Annotated in this window: 16 protein-coding genes; 7 read left to right on the forward strand and 9 right to left on the reverse strand. The window is 66.6% G+C overall.

Going from position 1 to position 17615, the window contains the following annotated elements:
- The first annotated feature begins 13 nt into the window (after window positions 1–13).
- Window positions 14–436 carry a hypothetical protein gene (locus tag ABD301_RS02950; RefSeq protein ID WP_344306892.1) on the forward strand — a complete coding sequence of 141 codons (423 nt, stop codon included), beginning with the start codon at window positions 14–16 and terminating at the stop codon, window positions 434–436.
- 47 nt (window positions 437–483) lie between these two features.
- On the opposite strand, the gene ABD301_RS02955 is transcribed toward ABD301_RS02950, so the two are convergent.
- The gene (locus ABD301_RS02955) at window positions 484–5397 is read right to left on the reverse strand and encodes an NAD-glutamate dehydrogenase (protein WP_344306894.1); all 4914 of its coding nucleotides are present in this window, start codon (window positions 5395–5397) and stop codon (window positions 484–486) included.
- 186 nt (window positions 5398–5583) lie between these two features.
- Between ABD301_RS02955 and ABD301_RS02960 the strand changes: the two genes are divergently transcribed.
- Both ABD301_RS02960 and ABD301_RS02965 read left to right on the forward strand, forming a co-directional pair.
- A complete protein-coding gene (locus tag ABD301_RS02960; protein WP_344306896.1) occupies window positions 5584–6027 on the forward strand; it encodes a hypothetical protein in 444 nt (147 codons plus the stop codon).
- Window positions 6024–6626: a TetR/AcrR family transcriptional regulator C-terminal domain-containing protein gene (locus ABD301_RS02965; protein ID WP_344306898.1), complete on the forward strand. Its 603-nt coding sequence runs from the start codon at window positions 6024–6026 to the stop codon at window positions 6624–6626. The genes ABD301_RS02960 and ABD301_RS02965 overlap by 4 nt, the downstream gene beginning before the upstream one ends.
- A gap of 57 nt (window positions 6627–6683) precedes the next feature.
- On the opposite strand, the gene ABD301_RS02970 is transcribed toward ABD301_RS02965, so the two are convergent.
- Entirely contained in the window at window positions 6684–7622 is a 939-nt protein-coding gene (locus ABD301_RS02970; RefSeq protein WP_344306900.1) for a hypothetical protein, read from the reverse strand.
- 336 nt (window positions 7623–7958) lie between these two features.
- Here ABD301_RS02970 and ABD301_RS02975 point away from each other — a divergent pair, with 336 nt between their 5' ends.
- Window positions 7959–8816, forward strand: a complete 858-nt coding sequence (locus ABD301_RS02975; protein WP_163567466.1) for a C1 family peptidase — start codon at window positions 7959–7961, stop codon at window positions 8814–8816.
- A gap of 82 nt (window positions 8817–8898) precedes the next feature.
- Here the strand turns inward: ABD301_RS02975 and ABD301_RS02980 are convergent, their stop codons facing one another.
- The 5 genes from ABD301_RS02980 to ABD301_RS03000 all read right to left on the reverse strand — a co-directional run bounded on the left by ABD301_RS02980 (window position 8899) and on the right by ABD301_RS03000 (window position 13398).
- On the reverse strand, window positions 8899–10542 hold the full coding sequence (locus ABD301_RS02980; RefSeq protein WP_344306902.1) for a carboxylesterase/lipase family protein: 1644 nt from the start codon (window positions 10540–10542) through the stop codon (window positions 8899–8901).
- 108 nt (window positions 10543–10650) lie between these two features.
- A complete protein-coding gene (locus ABD301_RS02985) occupies window positions 10651–11304 on the reverse strand; it encodes a response regulator (RefSeq protein ID WP_344306904.1) in 654 nt (217 codons plus the stop codon).
- A gap of 9 nt (window positions 11305–11313) precedes the next feature.
- Window positions 11314–12429 (reverse strand): sensor histidine kinase, encoded by a 1116-nt coding sequence (locus ABD301_RS02990; protein WP_344306906.1) that lies wholly within the window; start codon window positions 12427–12429, stop codon window positions 11314–11316.
- A 64-nt stretch (window positions 12430–12493) separates the two neighbouring features.
- Window positions 12494–12880 carry a VOC family protein gene (locus ABD301_RS02995; protein ID WP_163567463.1) on the reverse strand — a complete coding sequence of 129 codons (387 nt, stop codon included), beginning with the start codon at window positions 12878–12880 and terminating at the stop codon, window positions 12494–12496.
- Window positions 12881–12945: 65 nt separating this feature from the next.
- Window positions 12946–13398: an excalibur calcium-binding domain-containing protein gene (locus ABD301_RS03000; RefSeq protein WP_344306908.1), complete on the reverse strand. Its 453-nt coding sequence runs from the start codon at window positions 13396–13398 to the stop codon at window positions 12946–12948.
- A 247-nt stretch (window positions 13399–13645) separates the two neighbouring features.
- Between ABD301_RS03000 and ABD301_RS03005 the strand changes: the two genes are divergently transcribed.
- Window positions 13646–14242, forward strand: a complete 597-nt coding sequence (locus tag ABD301_RS03005) for a hypothetical protein (RefSeq protein WP_344306910.1) — start codon at window positions 13646–13648, stop codon at window positions 14240–14242.
- Here ABD301_RS03005 and ABD301_RS03010 read toward each other — a convergent pair whose 3' ends face one another.
- Both ABD301_RS03010 and ABD301_RS03015 read right to left on the reverse strand, forming a co-directional pair.
- On the reverse strand, window positions 14243–14815 hold the full coding sequence (locus ABD301_RS03010; RefSeq protein WP_163567460.1) for a cob(I)yrinic acid a,c-diamide adenosyltransferase: 573 nt from the start codon (window positions 14813–14815) through the stop codon (window positions 14243–14245).
- Between the two features lie 14 nt (window positions 14816–14829).
- A complete protein-coding gene (locus ABD301_RS03015; protein ID WP_344306912.1) occupies window positions 14830–15813 on the reverse strand; it encodes a tetratricopeptide repeat protein in 984 nt (327 codons plus the stop codon).
- A 391-nt stretch (window positions 15814–16204) separates the two neighbouring features.
- Here ABD301_RS03015 and ABD301_RS03020 point away from each other — a divergent pair, with 391 nt between their 5' ends.
- Together ABD301_RS03020 and ABD301_RS03025 are read left to right on the forward strand one after the other, a co-directional pair.
- Window positions 16205–16684: a DUF5994 family protein gene (locus ABD301_RS03020; RefSeq protein ID WP_344306914.1), complete on the forward strand. Its 480-nt coding sequence runs from the start codon at window positions 16205–16207 to the stop codon at window positions 16682–16684.
- 20 nt (window positions 16685–16704) lie between these two features.
- The gene (locus tag ABD301_RS03025) at window positions 16705–17571 is read left to right on the forward strand and encodes a slipin family protein (RefSeq protein WP_163567458.1); all 867 of its coding nucleotides are present in this window, start codon (window positions 16705–16707) and stop codon (window positions 17569–17571) included.
- The last annotated feature ends 44 nt before the right edge of the window (window positions 17572–17615 follow it).

The raw sequence follows: 17615 nt of genomic DNA on the forward strand, positions 1-17615 counted from the left end.
CAGTATCCATCTCATGAACGCTAACGACACCGTCATCGCGCAGGGCAAATACATTGGCGCCACCAGCGACGAGCTGGCCGGCAAGGATGCCGCCGACAAGGTCGCGGCCGGCGTGAGCCAAAAAGCACTGTTCCGTCGCCGCGGCGAGATCACCCTTTACCGAGATCGTCTCGTACTCACCGAATGGGCCGAGTCCGGCGAGCTGGTGCTGCGCCCGGCCGACATCAGGTCCGTGGACGTACGGTTCACCGAGCTCTATGGCCGTTTCATTGGTGGCCTACTCAATGCCGGCAAGCCGCTGATCCTGCAGACCGCCGCGGCCGGCGAGATGTATTTGCTGATCGACCGAAAAGAGTTCATGGAGACCACCGACGATCGCCGGTGGGCCACCCTCCTCACCGACTGGCAACGGTCCGCCTCAAGCACCGCCCAATAGCTGAATATGGCCCGCCACCAGGAAAGTAGCGGGCCATATTGCCGTTGTCAGCCCGAGGCGGAAGCCCGGATGACTGTACGGATCTGCCGTAACAACACCGAAAGCGTGGCGAGGTCACTGCCCAGCTCGTCCACGTCGGTCAGGCTGGCTTGTACGCGCTGCAGCGACGAACGGTTCGCGGTCAGCCACTCCTTCACCCGCTCCTGCGGCCCGAGCGTGTCCGATGTGGACTGCAGGACCTCGGCGGTGAATTCGGCCATCGCCGCGTAAAGGTCATAGCGCAGCGCCATCCGTGCCAGCGCCTTCCACCGGTCGTCCCGCTGCAGCGCGGAAATCCGGTCCAGCAGCGCTTCCATTTCGAACCGCTCGGCGAGCGCGAAATAGACCTCGGCGACCTCAGCCGGCGGCCGACCGGTGCGGTTGGCGACCTCGACCACGTCCAACAGCCCGAAGCCGTAGATGAGCCGTACGGACTGCCGGGAGATCTCGGTTGGTACGCCCTCAGCGCACAGCTGGGCGACCTCCGCCTCGATCGACTCCCGCTCGCGCGGCCCGCGCATCTGTTCCACCCGCGGCAAAAGCTCCGCCACCGCCGGCCGGAACCGGGCCACTTCGGCGCTCACGTCAATGGGCGGCCGGCGGCTCTGCAGCAGCCACCGGGTGGCCCGGTCGACCAGCCGCCGGCTGCTCAGGTAGAGCTTGGTCTGCGCCTCGGTAGGCACCTTGACGTCGAGTTTCTCCGCGTCCGCCCAGATCTGCCGAAGTCCGAAGACCTGCCGGACCACTTCGGCGGCGCGTACCACGTCGACCACGTCGGCGCCGGTTTCTTCCACCGCACGGAAAACGAAGGACGAGCCGCCGCGGTCGACGCAGTCATTGACGATCCGAGTGGTGATGATGTCCCGGCGTAGCGGATGCGACCGCATCCGGTCCGCATACGTCTTTCGCAGCGGAGTGGGGAAGTAGTCCACCAAGGTGGGCAGGCACCAGTCCTCGTCCGGCAGCGAGGACGCGGCGATATCCTGCTCCAGGCCAATTTTCACGTACGCCAGCAGCACCGACAATTCCGGTGACGTGAGCCCGCCGCCGGCCTGCGCCCGGGCCCGCAGTTCCTCAGCGGACGGCAGGAACTCCAGCGCCCGGTCGAGCCGGCCAGCGGTTTCCAGCGCCCGCAGCTGCCGCTCATGCACGGTGACCATCGGCACCGCACCCGATCGCGAGTTGCCCAGCGCGATGTTCTGCTCGTAGTTGTCGACCAGGACCAGCTTGCCCAGCTCGTCGGTCATCTCGGCGAGCAGGCTGTTGCGCTCCGGACCGGTCAGTTGGCCAGCCGAAACCGCGCCATCCAACAGAATCTTGATGTTCACCTCGCGGTCCGAGGTGTCCACGCCGGCCGAGTTGTCGATCGCGTCGGTGTTGATCCGGCCGCCGGCCAGCGCGTATTCGATCCGGCCGCGCTGGGTGAGCCCGAGGTTTCCGCCCTCCCCCACCACCTTGCACCGCAGGTCCCGGCCGTTGACCCGCAGCACGTCGTTGGCCTTGTCGCCGACCTCGGCATGAGTTTCGTTGCTGGCCTTGACGTACGTGCCGATGCCGCCATTCCAGAGCAGGTCGGCCGGTGCCATCAGGATCAGCCTGATCAGCTCGGTCGGCGGCAACTTGGTCACGGTCGGGTCGGCAATGCCCAGCGCGGCGGCCATTTCCGGCGTGATCCGGATGGATTTGGCCGTACGCGGGAAAATCCCGCCGCCGGCGGAGATCAGCGAATCGTCGTAGTCGGCCCACGACGACCGTGGCAGGTCGAAAAGCCGGCGCCGCTCGGCGTACGAGGAGGCCGCGTCTGGCGTGGGGTCGAAGAAAATGTGTCGGTGGTCGAAGGCGGCGACCAGCCGGATGTGTTCGGACAGCAGCATGCCGTTGCCGAACACGTCACCGGACATGTCACCGATGCCGACCACGGTGAACTCCTCGGTCTGGGTGTCGTGACCCAGCTCGCGGAAGTGCCGTTTCACCGACTCCCAGGCACCCCGCGAGGTGATGCCCATCTTCTTGTGGTCGTAGCCCTGGGATCCACCGGACGCGAACGCGTCGCCGAGCCAGAAACCGTATTCCGCCGAGATCGAGTTGGCCAGGTCGCTGAAGGTCGCGGTGCCCTTGTCCGCGGCGACCACCAGATAGCTGTCATCGTCGTCGTGGCGTACGACATCCTTGGGCGGCACGATCTCGGTGCTGCCGTCGGCCCGGATTTTCCTGTCATCGGTCAGATCCAGCAGGCCGGAGATGAACATCCGGTAGCAGGCCTTGCCTTCGGCGAGCAGCGCTTCCCGATCGCCGCCGGACGGCGGCTGCTTCAACACGAACCCGCCCTTCGCGCCGACCGGTACGATCACCGAGTTCTTCACCATCTGGGCCTTCACCAGCCCGAGCACCTCGGTGCGAAAGTCGTCCCTGCGGTCGGACCAGCGCAGCCCACCGCGGGCAATCGCGCCGAACCGCAGGTGTACGCCTTCGAATCGGGGCGAGTAAACGAAAATCTCGTGCTTGGGCTTGGGTGCCGGCAGGTCCGGCACCGCGGCCGGGTCGATTTTCAGTGCCAGGTAAGGCTTCGCACGACCGTCCGCGGCCCGCTGGTAGTAGTTCGTACGGCGGGTGGCGAGAATGGTCGCGAGCAGGCTGCGCATGATCCGGTCGGCGTCCAGGCTGGCCACCGAATCCAGTTCCTTGGAAATCGCTCCGACCAGCTCCTCGCCGCGACTGGCCCGCTCGTCGTCGCTGATCCGCAGACCAGGATCGAAGCGCAGCAGGAAAAGCTCGACCAGCCGCCGGGCGATGACCGGGTTTTCCCCGAGTGTGGTGGAAATCAGCCGGTCGGAATAGACGGTGCCGACCTGCCGGGAATACTTCGCGTACGCCCGGAGCACCGAGACCTGCTGCCAGGTCAGTCCGGCGGAAAGCACCAGCGCGTTCAGACCGTCCACTTCGGACTCGCCGCGCCAGCAGGCGGAGAAGGCGTTCTGGACCGGGCCGCGGACCGCGTCGGCGTCCACCGAGGGGCACGGGCCGAGACCGAAGTCGTAGACCCAAGCGGTGTCCTCGGCGGTGTTGCGGCCGTCCCCGTCCAGCCGATGGAACCGGAAGGGCCGCTCGTCGAGCACGCGTACGCCCATGGAGTGCAGCACCGGCAGCACGTCCGACAGCGACATCGGGTCCAGCAGCCGGCGAACGGTGAACCGCAGCTCGCCGTTCTTGCGGTAAAGGTGGGTGCCGAGGTCGCCGGGCTCTTCCAGCATCTCCAGCCGGGACACGTCCTCGGCGGCCTGCAGGACAGTGTGTTCTTCCTTGTACGCCTCCGGGAAGGCCGGCCCGTACCGGCGTACCAGCATCCGGGCCTGCTCCTCGCCGACCGACTCCTGCATCGCGGCCGCGAAGTCGTCGTCCCAGGATCGGGTCGCGGTGGCCAGCTCGGCCTGCAGCGCGACGGTGTCGATCTGGCCGGGCGGGTTGGCCGGGTCCGTACGCACCGTGAAGTGCACCCGCGCCTGCATGTCCTCCGTGACCCTGGTCGTGTAGTCCAGGCCGACGCCGTTGAGCGCGCGCGTCAGGATCTGCTGCATCCGCAGCCGGTTCTTCGTGGTGTAGCGGTCGCGCGGCATGTAGACCAGGCAGGAGATGAACCGGCCGTACGAGTCGCGGCGGACGAACAGCCGCAGCACCCGACGGCCGGCCATCCGTAGGACGGCCATTGCGATGTCGTAGATCTCGCTGGTCGGGGCCTGGAAGAACTCGTCTCGCGGGTACGTCTCCAGGATGGAGATGAGGTCCTTGCCGGAGTGGCTGCGCTTGGAGAGCCCGGAGCGGGTCAGCACGTCGGCGACCTTGCGGCGGACCACCGGCAGCTTCTTGACGCTCTCCAGGTATGCCGCGGACGAGAACAGGCCAAGGAAGCGGCGCTCGCCGGACACCTCGCCGTCGGGGCCGAAGACCTTGATGCCGATGTAGTCCAAATACGCGTTGCGGTGCACGGTCGCGCGCGCGTTGGCCTTCGTGATGACCAGCAGCCGCTTCTCCCGGATCCGCTCCTGGGCGCCCGGCGGCATGGTCTTGAAAGACCGCACTTGGGTCTGGTCTTGGCGCAGAATCCCGAGGCCGGTGCCATTCAGGGCCGCCAGGAAGTCATCGCCGCTCTCGTCGGTGCCGAGCCGGTATTCGCGGTAGCCAAGAAACGTAAAATGCTCGTCCGCGAGCCATCGCAGCAGCTCACGGGCATCTTCCACGTCCTTCGACGGCACCGGCAACTCGCTCTGGACCAGCTCGCCGGCCAGCGCGATCGCCTTGTCCCGCATCCGCGACCAGTCCTCGACCGCTTCCCGTACGTCCGTCAGCACCCGCTGCAGGTCGTTCAGGATCCTGGTCAGCTCGGTCTCGTCCCGAGTCCGGTCGACCTCGACGTGCATCCACGATTCGACCAGCTCATCCGGACCAGCCTCGTCCGGGCCGGGCGCGGCCGGCACTTCGGCGAGCGCACCCAACACCTCACGGCGTACGACCAGCTGCGGGTGTACGACCAGGTGCACGTTCAGGTCGTGCCGGGACAGCTCCGCGGTCACCGAGTCGACCAGGAACGGCATGTCGTCGGTGACGATTTCCACCAACGTGTGGCCACCGGCCCAGCTGGCCTGCCCCGGATCGGGAGTATGGACGCGCAGCCGCACCTCGCCGGACACCCGCTGGGCGGCCAGCTCGCGGTGCGAGCGGACGGCAGCGAGCAGGTCTTCCGGAGCCCGGCCGACCAGATCCTCGGCCGGCACCATTCCCCAGTACTGCCGGACCAACTCCGCGGTCCGAGAGTCCGGGGCCCGCTCGGCGGCGGCGTCGATCAGCGCGCCCACCGAACCGGGGTTGTCCAGATCGCCTTCGCTGTCAGCGCCGTCCAGCGGTGCGCTGGGGGCAGAGGTACGCATCGGTCCGCTCCTTAGTCGTCCCACGCCGTTGTGGTGACCACACAACCCTACTGACCATCCCGTCAAGACCTATGAGCCCTCTGCATCGGTTTCCCATCCCTTTCTTGCCCCTTCTGGACCTCTTGACATGCCTTACCGACAGACTTACCTTACAAAGTAAGGCGTACTAAGTAAGGGAGAGATTCGATGAACTGGACACTGGTCGCGGCCGTCCCGCCGCTGGTCATGCTCGCTTTTCTGATCGTCACCGAATGGGTGCCGATGTTCCCGTTCAATGACCTGGCCGCCCAGCCGGTCCGCCGACGGCTGTTCGCGGCCGCCATCAACTACCCGGTGATGGCGCTGATCGCGGTGCTCTTCGCGGTCGACGTGACTGTGAGCACCTTGATCGCCACAGTGCTCTGTTTCACAGTGGTGGCCGGCAACATCAACTCGTGGTGGTTCCCGTATTTCACCGGCCGCGGCAACGCGGACATGCGGCGCAACTGGGAGCGCGAGTACGGCCGGACCCTGAAACTGCTGCCCACCGACGGCCACGTGGTCACCCCGGACGCACAGCATCTGGTCGTCACCGCGATCGCTTGGGCGATGCTGATCACCGGGGTGGGTGCTAGCGTCCACGTCTTGTGAGGCAGGGGCTGACGCGCGCCGCGATCGTGGCAGCGGCCATCGAGGTGATCGACACCGTCGGGCTGGAAAAACTCACCATGCGCCGGCTCGCCAGCCAGGTCGGGGTCGAGCCGATGTCGCTCTACCACCACTTTCCCAACAAGGCGAACCTGCTGGACGCGATCGTCGACAGCGCGGCCATCTCGTACGCGACCGCCGCGAAAGCCCACCTCGCCGAGCACCCCGCCGCCGGGACCTCCTGGCCGACGGGGTTGCAGGCGTTGGGCACCGCGATGCGGACCGCCCTGCTGACCCATCCGCGGCTGATCCCGTTGGTCTCCACCCGGCCGGCCAGCCCCGGCACCGCGGAAGAACTGGGCGAGGATCTGCTGGACGCGATGACCGGCGCCGGGTTTTCCCGGCGGGACGCCGAATACGCCCTCCAGTCGATCGTCGTCTACGTTATCGGCCACGTACTGGCCGAAGCCGGCCAGACCCCCGGCGCCGCCGACGTACCGAACCGCTCCGCCGACCAGACCTACTACGACGACTGGTTCACCCTCGGCCTGACCGCGCTCATCGAGGGCCTGTCCGTACGAAAAAACCCTCCGCGAGCCTGACTTTTTCGTTGTCAACACGCCGATGTTGACGACGAAAACGTCAAGTTCGTGAAGGAATCAGGTCCACTCCCAGCACATTCCGTAGATGCCGGCACTCAAATCCGTGAACGCCACGTGCGCGACCAGCTCCGGACTTATCCAGACCTCACGCAGATCCGTACGCTCATCGGACGGTTTCGGGCGACGGAAAGACAAGCATCGAGCCGGCACCGCCTCCGGGCTGAACTCGACCTCCAGCAAATACTGCATGGTGTCGTGCCGGAAAATCCGGTCGAAGTAGTCGTCGCGCGTACCGGTTTCCAGGAAATACTCGTAAATCGTGGTGTCACCGCGGCCGAGCACCCGGTCGAAGACGATCTCGATCGCGACATAGCCGGCCGCCGCATTGGTGCGTACGCGGCCAATCCGGCAGTGCCGGGTGTCGACCATGCTGACCAGCCGGCCCTGCGGATCCCCCGAATGCAGGAAATAGTTTCGACTGACCCTGTCCACGGTCGCCTGCACCACCAGCCGCGACGAATGCCCGGACAATGTCCGGTCAGCGTTGACCCGTACCCGATCGTGGCTGGTCAACAGCTTTACCTGCTGCACGTCCGGCACTCCGAGCTCGGCCATCAGGCGCTCGGCCGCCTCGGAATTGTCGAAAAACTCGCCGACCCGGGTCGGCGGCGGTTCGGCGTTGATCCACCGCCCGCGCGGCCGCGGCTGCCCGAGCAACCCGGTCAGGCTCTCCGGCGGCAACCGGAGCAGCTTTTCCAGCACTCGTACGCCTTGCAGCGATCCGGCCCGCTCCGGCTGGCTTCGACCGTGTTTCCAGTAACTCAAAGTCGTGATGCTGACACTCACGCCATTGTCCGCCAACCGCTGCTGCAGTCGTTGCAGACTAAGACCACTGGCCTGCACGGCCAGCGTCAACGCACGATGGAACGGGCCCCGCTCCAACGCCTCGGACAACTCCGCGGGCAGCACCGCATCCTGACCCAGTGTCACGGGCATCGCACCCTCATCCACGTCACGAGCTCCCACCTGCGAACCCCTAAACCGGTCAACACTTGATATTCAGTTGAATTCACATAACTGCTGATTGGTTCCGCTAGGCCGCAAAACCAGCGTATGGTCCGGATGTTCCCCAGTCACGGCATATAAGCCGGACTTAAGGAAATCTCGTACGTCCGGCACACATTTCCCAGCACCCTGGAACAGTTCGGTCACGTCACGTAACTAAAACGTTCTATAAGTGCGCGGTTTTCCGGTTCAGGCCACACAGAACGGCAGATATACCCCAAATCGCCCCGCGCTGTCGCCGGCAGCGCATCACCGAAAGGACGCCCGATGCGTTCGTACGCCCTGCGCACCATCGCCGTCGTCGGCACCGCCGCGTGCCTGAGCCTTGGCTCAGCCACCGTCGCGGCCGCCGCCCCCGCGCCGAACCAGAGCGCACGCCACGGCTTGGGTCTGCGGCTCGACCAGCCCGCAGCGCCCAGCCGGCACACCGGTTTGCCAGTCCTGCCAAGCAAATCGGCGTCGGTGCCGACCAGCTACAGCCTCAGTCAGTACGCCATCTCACCCGGCGACCAAGGCCAGGTTGGCTCCTGCGTGGCCTGGTCAACGATGCACAGCGGCTACGGAATCCTGATGAACGAACAGGGAATCTCGGGCTCGCCGATGGCACCGATGTATATCTACGCGCAAATCGCGCAAGGCGATGACGAGGGTACAAACGGTAATGTCGCGCTGGACCTGGCCGACTCCCAGGGCGTGGACACCGCGTCCGATTACTGGCAGGGCGATTTCGACTACACAACGCAACCCGACTCCAACGAGCGCGCGAATGCCATTCACTACAAGCTTTCCGGCTACAACACGCTGTCCACCGGCTCGGGCCTGAAGTCCGCCGTCCAGCAGTCGATCTCGCAGGGCATGCCGGTATCGGTCGGCCTGCCGGTGCACAACAGCTTCATGGACCTGGACGCGCAGAGCGCCTCTGACTACAGCTACATGCCTGGCCAGAATGACCCGGTCGCCGGTGGCCACGAGATGGCGGTCATCGCGTACAACAGCCAGGGCGTCACGCTGGAAAACTCGTGGGGCACCAACTGGGGCAACAGCGGCTACGTCAACGTTTCCTGGACCTTCCTCACCAGGTACGTCGATGAGGCCTACGCCCTGGGCAAGATCACCCAGTCCTAACACTCAGCCCTCCGCGAACTTGACGCTTTCGTCTCAACACGCCCGGTGTTGACAAACGAAAACGTCAAGTTCGCGGAGACTTTTAGGTGTTGAGGTCGACAGCGGGGAAGGTGTAACCGTTCCAGAGGGCGCGTTCGGTGTCGCGTGGGGCGTTGACGACGGTTGGTGAGTAGTTCCAGATCATCGTGGCGCGGGTGGAGGTCCGGTACGTGGGCCACCGGTCACCTGGATTTCCGGTACGAGCAAAGGTTGTCCAGGCGGTGACCATTTGCTTCGACAGGGCGGCGATCCGGGTGCGGTCGCTCTGCAGGGCCTCGGCGCCGCCGGGAATGCCGGTGAATCGCAGGGTTCCAAAAACAAAGGGCAACTCGGCGGTGTGAATGGCGCCAAGGCTCTTGGCATTGTTCGGCGCCCAGTCGAACTGGTAGACGTACGAGCGAGCGAAGCGGCTCTGGGCAGCGGCGAGGCGGGTCGCTGGTACGCGCATTGCCTGGTCGTTGATCATCGCGAGCACGATGTCGCCTTCACTGGCTCCCGGCCGGGCGCCCTGGTAGGCAGCCACCATCGCGGCTCGCTGCTTCGCAAGTACGGTGGGGAAAACCACGCTGTACTGCGGTTGGGTGATGCTCAGCACCCGCGGGTCGAACTGAGCGAAATAGCGGAACTCGTCGCGGTTGCTGCCGACGATCAGGTCGATACCGCGGGCATTTCCCTGCGAGACGCGGTCGATCGTCGGCGCTTTGACCAGTGTCCCGTCAACGTACGCACCGAAATACGTGGCCCGGCCGATCGCACCGGCCGAGGCTTCCAGCGCTTTTTCCTGCAGCCCAAGCAGCTGGACGGTGCTGAGCGCCCGCAGCTGACCGATGCTCTTGATCCCGGTTGTCGCGAAGAAGGAAGCGGTGTTCTTCTTTTCCAGCGAGGCCGACCGATCCAGATAACCGGTGCCGCTTTCCAGGATCGCCCGGTGGAAAAGTCGCTGCGGGTGGTCGGTGGCGAGCATGGCGCTCAGCGAGAAAGCGCCTTCGGACTCGCCGACCGCGGTCACGTTCCCCGGGTCTCCACCGAAATCGGCGACATGCTGGCGGATCCAGGTGAGCGCGGCGATCTGGTCGCGCAAGCCGTTGTTGCCCGAGCCGCGGTATTTCGGGTCCAGGCCACCGAGTTCGGTCCAACCGAGCACCCCGAGCCGGTAGTTCAGCGTGACCACGATCGCGTCACCGGTGGTGGCCAGCGTGCTGCCGTCATAGCGGGCTTCGTTGGCATTGCCGAAAATCGCTGCGCCGCCGTGAATGTACACGATAACGGGCCGGTGCGTACGGCCGCTTTTCGGTGCCCAGACGTTGAGATAGAGGCAGTCCTCGTTCGTGAAGACCTTCTGGTTGGACGGGTAATCCTCCGAAGACGGGTCGGCATATTGCGGGCACACCCGGCTGCCGTCGCTGGCCCGCAGCGTCCCCTTCCACCGGGCCGCCGGCTGGGGTGGCCGGAAACGATTGTCGCCGGTGGGTGGCGCCGCGTACGGGATTCCCTTGTACGTGCAAAGGTTTCCGGCCGTGACACCGGCGATCCGGCCGACCGACGTGGTGATCGTACAGTTTCGCTGGCCGGCGGTGAGCGCATCGGCGTCAGCCGGAGCACCGCAGCCGGCGGTGAAAAACCCGGCCGCCAACGTCAGTCCGGCCGCCGCAGCGGCTGCCCGGCGCCAGCGGGTCAAGGTGAACATCAAAGGTCTCCCCAAAGTAGTCGGCACGACGCCGATAGTGGCCCGGCGGACGGTCCGTCCGGATCGCCGACAGGAGCGAACCTCGGCTCAATCTGCGAGGGGAAACGGTCAGGCGCCAGCGATGACCAACCCGGACTCGTACGCGAAAACGACCGCCTGGACACGGTCGCGAAGGTCGAGTTTGGTCAGCAAATTGCTGACATGCGTCTTGACGGTGTGCTCGCTGACCGTCAGTTCGGTGGCGATCTCGGCGTTGGAAAGGCCCTGCGCGACGAGCCGCAGCGTGGCCAACTCGCGGTCGGTCAGGTGCGCCAGCTTCGCGGTCAACCGCGGCACCGGCTGGCCGCGCTGAACCAGGTCGGCGATGAGCCGGCGGGTCACTGTCGGCGCCAGCAGCGACTCGCCGGCGGCCACCACCCGGACCGCGTTGACCAGCTCATCGCGGCGGATGTCCTTGAGCAGGAAGCCGCTGGCGCCGGCCCGAAGGGCGTCGTAGACGTACTCGTCCAGGTCGAACATGGTCAGCACGAGCACCTTCGCGGTGGTATGCCGGCAGATTTGCGCAGTCGCCTCGACGCCGTCGACATTCGGCATCCGTACGTCCATAAGGACGACATCAGGGCGGACCTCCAGAGCAACGCGGACGGCCTCGGCGCCATCGCTGGCCTCACCCACCACGGTGAGATCAGGCTGGGCGTTGAGGATCATGCTGAAGCCGCCTCGGAAGAGGTCCTGGTCGTCGACGACGAGTACGCGAAGCACGAGCAAGTCCTACCTGATGGGCAGCGTCGCCGCGACGGCAAACCCGGCACAGTCCGGCCGCTGTCCAGCTTCCAGAGTGCCTCCGCAGGCCAGCACTCGCTCACGCATGCCCAGCAACCCGTACCCACCGCCGGCCGAAGCCGTGCCGCCCTGCCCATCGTCTCGCACTTCGACCAGCAGAACCTCCACTGACCAGCACAAACACACCTCAACACGGCTGGCGCGAGCGTGCCTGACCACGTTTGTCAGGGCTTCTTGGACGACTCGGTACGCGGCGAGATCGACATCGGCGGGCACCTTGCGCGCCTCCCCCACGACCTCGACCGACACGTCCAGGCCAATCCGCCGAGTCTGCTCGATCAGGCCAGCCAGCGCATCGATGCCCGGCTGCGGCTGCCGGGCGGCCGGCTCATCCGCCGATCGGAGCGCCCCGAGCGCGCGACGCAGCTGCCCGACCGCGGCCCGACCGGTGTCCGCGATCGCGTCGAAGACCGCCTCAGCCCGGTCAGGGTCGGCTCGTACGGCCAACGGCCCCGCCTCGGCCTGCACCACCATGATCCCGACGGAATTCGTGACAATGTCGTGAATGTCGCGGGCGATCCGGGTCCGCTCGCGGATCACCGCGGCGGCCTGTTCCTCCTGGAGCCGGGCGGTCCGCTCGCGCAGCACCGCGGCCTGGGCCGCGTGGGCCCGCGCGCTGATGCCCAGCGCGTAAGCGGCCACGTACGCGACGCCGAGGTAGCGCGCCACGCTCAGGTCCTCGCCGGGCACGACAACCGAAACCGCGATGCCGATGATCGTCGCCACCACGCCCCACCAGCGCACCCGCGGCCGGCTCAACGCGGCCACCGTGTAGAGGCTCACCAGCCCGCCGACCGGCAGCAGCGGCGGCACATTCGCCAGCGCCTGCGCGATAATCGCCCAGCCGACCACCGCGCCGGTCCGGATCGGGAACCGGCGTCGCCAGAACAACGGCACGGACGCCAGCACGGCCAGCCCCACCGACCACCAGGTAGGCCAGCCGGCGACCGGGACGGCGGTGGCGACGAACGCGATCACCACCAACGCGGCATCCACCGCGACCGGCGGAATCCCCCGCAGCCATCGGCTCAGTCTCTCGGTCACACCGCAGTATGCGGCCGCGCGGTCGCTCGGCGCCTCCCGCGCCAGAGCGAACTGGCACTCGCTCCTAAGCCGGACCGCTGCCGTACGCTCGGGTCAGGATCTCCAGGCTGTGGCCGTTCGGGTCGTCCCAATAGACGCCGCGGCCGCCGTCTCTGGTGTTGATCTCGCCGGGCGTGCCGTGCCCCGGATCGGCCCAGTAGTCCAACCCGCGCGCGGTGATCCGGCCGAAGATCTCGTCGAACTCCGTCTCACTCACCAAAAACGCATAGTGCTGGCCACGAACTTCCCCGTCGGTGTCCAGAAAATCCAGCGTCACGTCATTCGCCGGTTGGACCATCATGAAGGGCCCGAAAGCCTCCGGCGCTGGCAGGCCAAGGATCTCCGCCATGAACCGCGCCGACGCCTTCTTGTCATGCGCCCAGACGATCGTGTGGTTCAACTGCACGGCCATCGCGTCTTCCCTTCCTGGGCGGGACAACTTCCCCCCACCTTAACGCGCGTGGCCGACCTCGTCGGTCAGGTTTCGCAGGCGATGCCGTCGTGGTCGCGGTCCAGGGCCGAGCGATAGCCGGGCTGGCCGCGATAGAGCGGCGCCTTGCCGGCGGCGCGTACGGCCGTGCAGTTCTGGTAATACACCGAGGATTCGCCGGAATCTCCGGTCGTACTCGAGCCGCCGCCGTCTCCCGAGGTGGTGCCAGCGCCGGCGGCCGGCGGGGCGAGCGACCGAGCCGGCACCGGTGCTGGCGGAGGTGGTGGTGGTGGCGCGGAGGGAGATGGCCGGACGGGCGAAGGCGACGCGGACGGCGACGGGGGCTTTGATGGCGACGGCTTCGGGATGGCGCTCGCCGCCGGAGCCACCGGCTTGTTCCCCATCATCGAAACGAAAAAGCCGCCGCCACAGCACAGCAGCACGATCCCGACAACGGCCGCGATCACCACGATGAGAATGTTCCTGGTTCGGTCCTGCATGCCGTCAGGGTCACCCCGGCAACGGTGACGCGGCGGCCCTTTCTCGTTGATCGAGCCACAAAGTCGTACCCGTAGGGCCAAAGTCCCCTAAGCTCGAAGTCCAAAAGCCCCTAAAGATGTGGTTTTTCGCAAAAAGCACCACATAACAAGGCCGGAGGCATCACTTGTCGTCATCGCGCCATTACCGTCGATTGCGACAATAGGTGGGGTTTGGTGGCGATCGCCGGCTCGAGTAGGGTCCCGGGGCGTGAGCGGCAGTCGGCGGTTGGCCCTGATCGGTGTTGTTCTTGTTGGCATTCTGGTGAATGTCGGTATCTGGTACGGCCTGCCACAGCTTTTAGGGACGACCCAGGTCGCGGTCGCGGACACCAAACCTGCGCCCCAACCGACCGGGACACAGTCGTCCGCCGCTGGCGCCGACACTGGCCGGCTCGACCCCAGTGGCGTTGGCAGTGGCACGCCCGATCCCAGCCATCCGGGCTCTCCGGTCGCCGGTGGCCCGGGCAGCCCGGCGGCCGGCCACGGCACGCCCGGCGGTCCGCAGCCGCCAGCAGGATCGGGACACCAGCCACCGCCCTCCACCCGGCCCAGCCCGCCACCGCCGGTGGTGCGTACACAGCAGGTGACCGCGCAGCATGGCTCGGCGACTTTCAGATACAGCAAGGGATCCCTGGACGTGATCGGCACCGAGCCGGCGGACGGCTACCAGGTGAGCGTCACCCGGCTCTCGCCCACCGAGATGGGCGTGCAGTTCACTGCCGGCAAACAGAAGGAAACGATCCTCGCCGCCGTCGATGACTCCGGGACCTTCAAGTCCGGGGTCATCGAGTCGAACGGTCAGTAATCAGCCTTTCTTACCTGGCTGCCAAAGGACGTCGCCGGTGTCCAGATTGGCCGTACGAGCAAGGATAAACAGCAGGTCGGACAGCCGGTTGAGATAGTGACCGGTGAGTGGGTTGGTCACCGCCGGCTCCGCTTCCAGCAGCGCCCACACCGATCGCTCGGCGCGCCGGGTGACCGTACGAGCCGCGTGCAGCAGCGCACCGGCGGGCGAACCGCCGGGCAAGATAAACGACCGAAGTTTTGGCAGCTGGTCGTTGAAAGTGTCACAGTGGCCTTCCAGTCGCTGGACATACGCCTCGGTGATTCGCAGCCGGTCGTCGCCCTCAACGATCGGCGTGCAGAGGTCGGCGCCCACGTCGAAGAGGTCGTTTTGCGCCTCGATCACCACCTTGCGCACGTCCTCGGCCGGATTTCCCAGCGACAGCACGACACCGATGGTGGCGTTGGCCTCGTCGGTGTCCGCATATGCGGCGAGCCGGACCGACGTCTTCGGGACCCGGCTGCCGTCCCCGAGACCGGTCGTCCCGTCGTCGCCAACCCGCGTGTAGATCCGGCTGAGCACCAGGTCCGCCATTTACGTGCCTCCGATTAGAAGAGTGCGCTCGCGAGATCGCGGCGCGCCTTCGCCACTGCCGGGTCGTCCGGCGAGGCGACTTCGAAAAGCTTCAGCAGGTGCTTGCGGGCCGCGTCCCGGTCGTCGCCGGCAGTCCGGCGTACGGCCCGGATCAGCCGGGCGAAGGCCGCCGGGGCCTCCCCCTGCACCAGCTCGGAGTCGGCCGCGAGGGTCTGGGCGGCCACGTCGTCGGGAGCGGCGTCGGCGTCGGACACCGCGGCCGCGAGGTCGACTCCGTCGATCCGCAGGAGCAGGTCGGCCTGGGCGATCCCGGACTTGGCCACCGGGTCGTTCGGCAGGTCCACCAGCACCTGTTCGTACAAAGCCTTGGCCGCGGTCAGGTCACCGGCCGCCATCTGGTCGTCTGCGGCCTCCAGCCGCGGGTCGATCGGCGGGCCGGCCTCGCCGGCCGGGCCAGCGCCCGGCTCGACACCGCCAGCTTGCAGGACCGCGGCGATGAACTGGCGCGCCTCAGCCTCCCCGATGGCGCCCTGGAAACCCTCCATGAGCTGGCCCTTGATGACCGCCATCACGGTCGGGATGCTTTGGATCTGGAGCGCCTGCGACAGCCGTGGGTTGGCGTCGACATCGACTTTGACCAGCACCCACGAGCCGCCACCCTCGGCAGCGAGATTCTCCAGCGTGGGCGAGAGCGTCTTGCACGGCTGGCACCAGTCGGCCCAGAAGTCGATCACCACTGGCGTGGTCATCGACCGGTCGATCACGTCAGCCTGGAAGCTGGTCTCGGTGGCGTCGATGACGGTCAGCGGGGCGTTCGGGTCGGCGGCGGCGTCCGGAGCCGCCGCGCGGTGCCGGCCGGTGTCGGGTGCCGCGTGCCGGGCGCCGTTGCCAGCCGGCCCGGCCGGGGCCGCCGCCGGACCGGCCAACGACGAGAGGTCTACCGCTCGTGAGAAGGCCGCCGACATCGCCGCGGCCTGCCGAGGATCTGGACGAGTCATAAGGACGATTCTCCCACCGTCGCCGGAACCGCTGCCCAGTGGTCCGGCCGACGGTGCATGCCAAAACTTTACACAAACTCGCTCAGGCAAATTTATAGGAGTAGTGTCAACGTCATCCGGGAAGCGAAGACATCCCACCCCTGAGGTGCCCCTGCCGGGCCGGCCTGAGGAAAGTGGTGGGATTTGTGATAGCCGTCCGCGTTCGTACCCATCCGGATGTCCGAGATCCTCGCTCAGGACCACTGCGCCGTACGACGGAGTGGGTCGGATCGGCGACCGCCAAGGCCGCGAGAGTCGTCGCCACGCTCATCGCACGGATCGCGCCATCGCGCCGTGCCGTACGCACTCCTCGTCGATGACGGCACGGCCCCGGCCGGCAGAAGGACCGAGAATGACAATTGAAGACAGCACATCCACACGGCTACGCCTGGAACCGCCACGCTCCCCCATGGGTCCGCTGGACGGCGCGTGGTGGCCTCGATCGGCCGATCCGGTCGCCGAGCTGCCGCCGCTGATCCGCGCCGTCGAGGTCAGCCGCGGCAGGATCACCCATCTCATGCTGCAGGCCGAAGGTTGGCGGAGCCAGCCGCGGCGGATGACCGTGGACGGCCGAGTGATCCGGCTGGGCTGGTTCACTTCCGGTCCCGCTGGCCTGTTGACCACCACGAACAGCGGCCGTGACCGGGTCGACCTGCTGGTCGTTCCGCCGACTCTGTCCAAGGCCGCCGCCGCGGCGGCGATGGCTGCCGCCTCGGATCCCACGAACACCTTACGTACCCCCGAAATCCTCGCTGCCGTGAACACGACCGATCCTGCCGCGCTGGACCGGTGGGAATCCGACGGCGGCCACCTTCGCACCGCCGCGGCTTAGTTCGCCGGAAAGGAAATCTCATGCAACTGCCACTGATCCTGTTGGCCGCCATCGTGGTGCTCGCACTCATCTATTTGTCCCGGTCACTTCGCATCGTCACCCAGTACGAGCAGGGAGTGCTGTTCCGGCTGGGCAAGATCCAGGGAATCCGCAAACCCGGGCTCGCCGTCATCGTGCCCGGCGTGGACGTGCTGCGTCGGGTGTCCCTGCGAATTGTCACGATGCCCATTCAGTCGCAGGGAATAATCACCCGTGACAACGTCAGCGTGGACGTGTCCGCGGTCGCGTACTACCGCGTCGTGGATGCGGTGAAATCCGTGGTAGCGATAGAAAACGTCGGCGCCGCGATCAACCAGATCGCGCAGACCACGCTGCGCAAGGTGGTCGGCCAGCACACCCTGGACCAGACGCTGTCCGAGACCGACGCGATCAATATCAACATCCGGGAAATCCTCGACGTGGCAACGGAGGAATGGGGCGTAGTCGTCACGCTGGTGGAGCTCAAGGACATCCAACTGCCGGACAGCATGAAGCGGGCGATGGCGAGGCAGGCCGAGGCCGAGCGGGAGAAGCGCGCGAAGATCATCGCCGCCGAAGGCGAGTCGCTGGCCGCGGCCGCGCTGGGCGAGGCGTCGGACGTCATGATGGCCCACCCGCTCGCACTCCAGTTGCGAAACCTGCAGAGCCTGGTCGAAATCGGCGTCGACAAGAACACCACGGTCGTCTTCCCGGCCCCGCTGATGAGCACCATCGGAGAGCTGGGCGCCTTCCTGGCCCGCGAGACCGCGGCCGGCGCGAGCATCACCCCGCACGCACCGACGACGGTGACCAAGGCCGCCGTTCCACCGACCAACTCGCACACTCCGCCGCTGTCCCCGGTGAAGTAGGGCCAGAGAAGAAAAGCCCGGCCACTGTGGCCGGGCTTTTCCGC

It is taken from the genome of Fodinicola feengrottensis (assembly GCF_039530045.1).
In the GTDB taxonomy this organism is placed as follows: domain Bacteria; phylum Actinomycetota; class Actinomycetes; order Mycobacteriales; family HKI-0501; genus Fodinicola; species Fodinicola feengrottensis.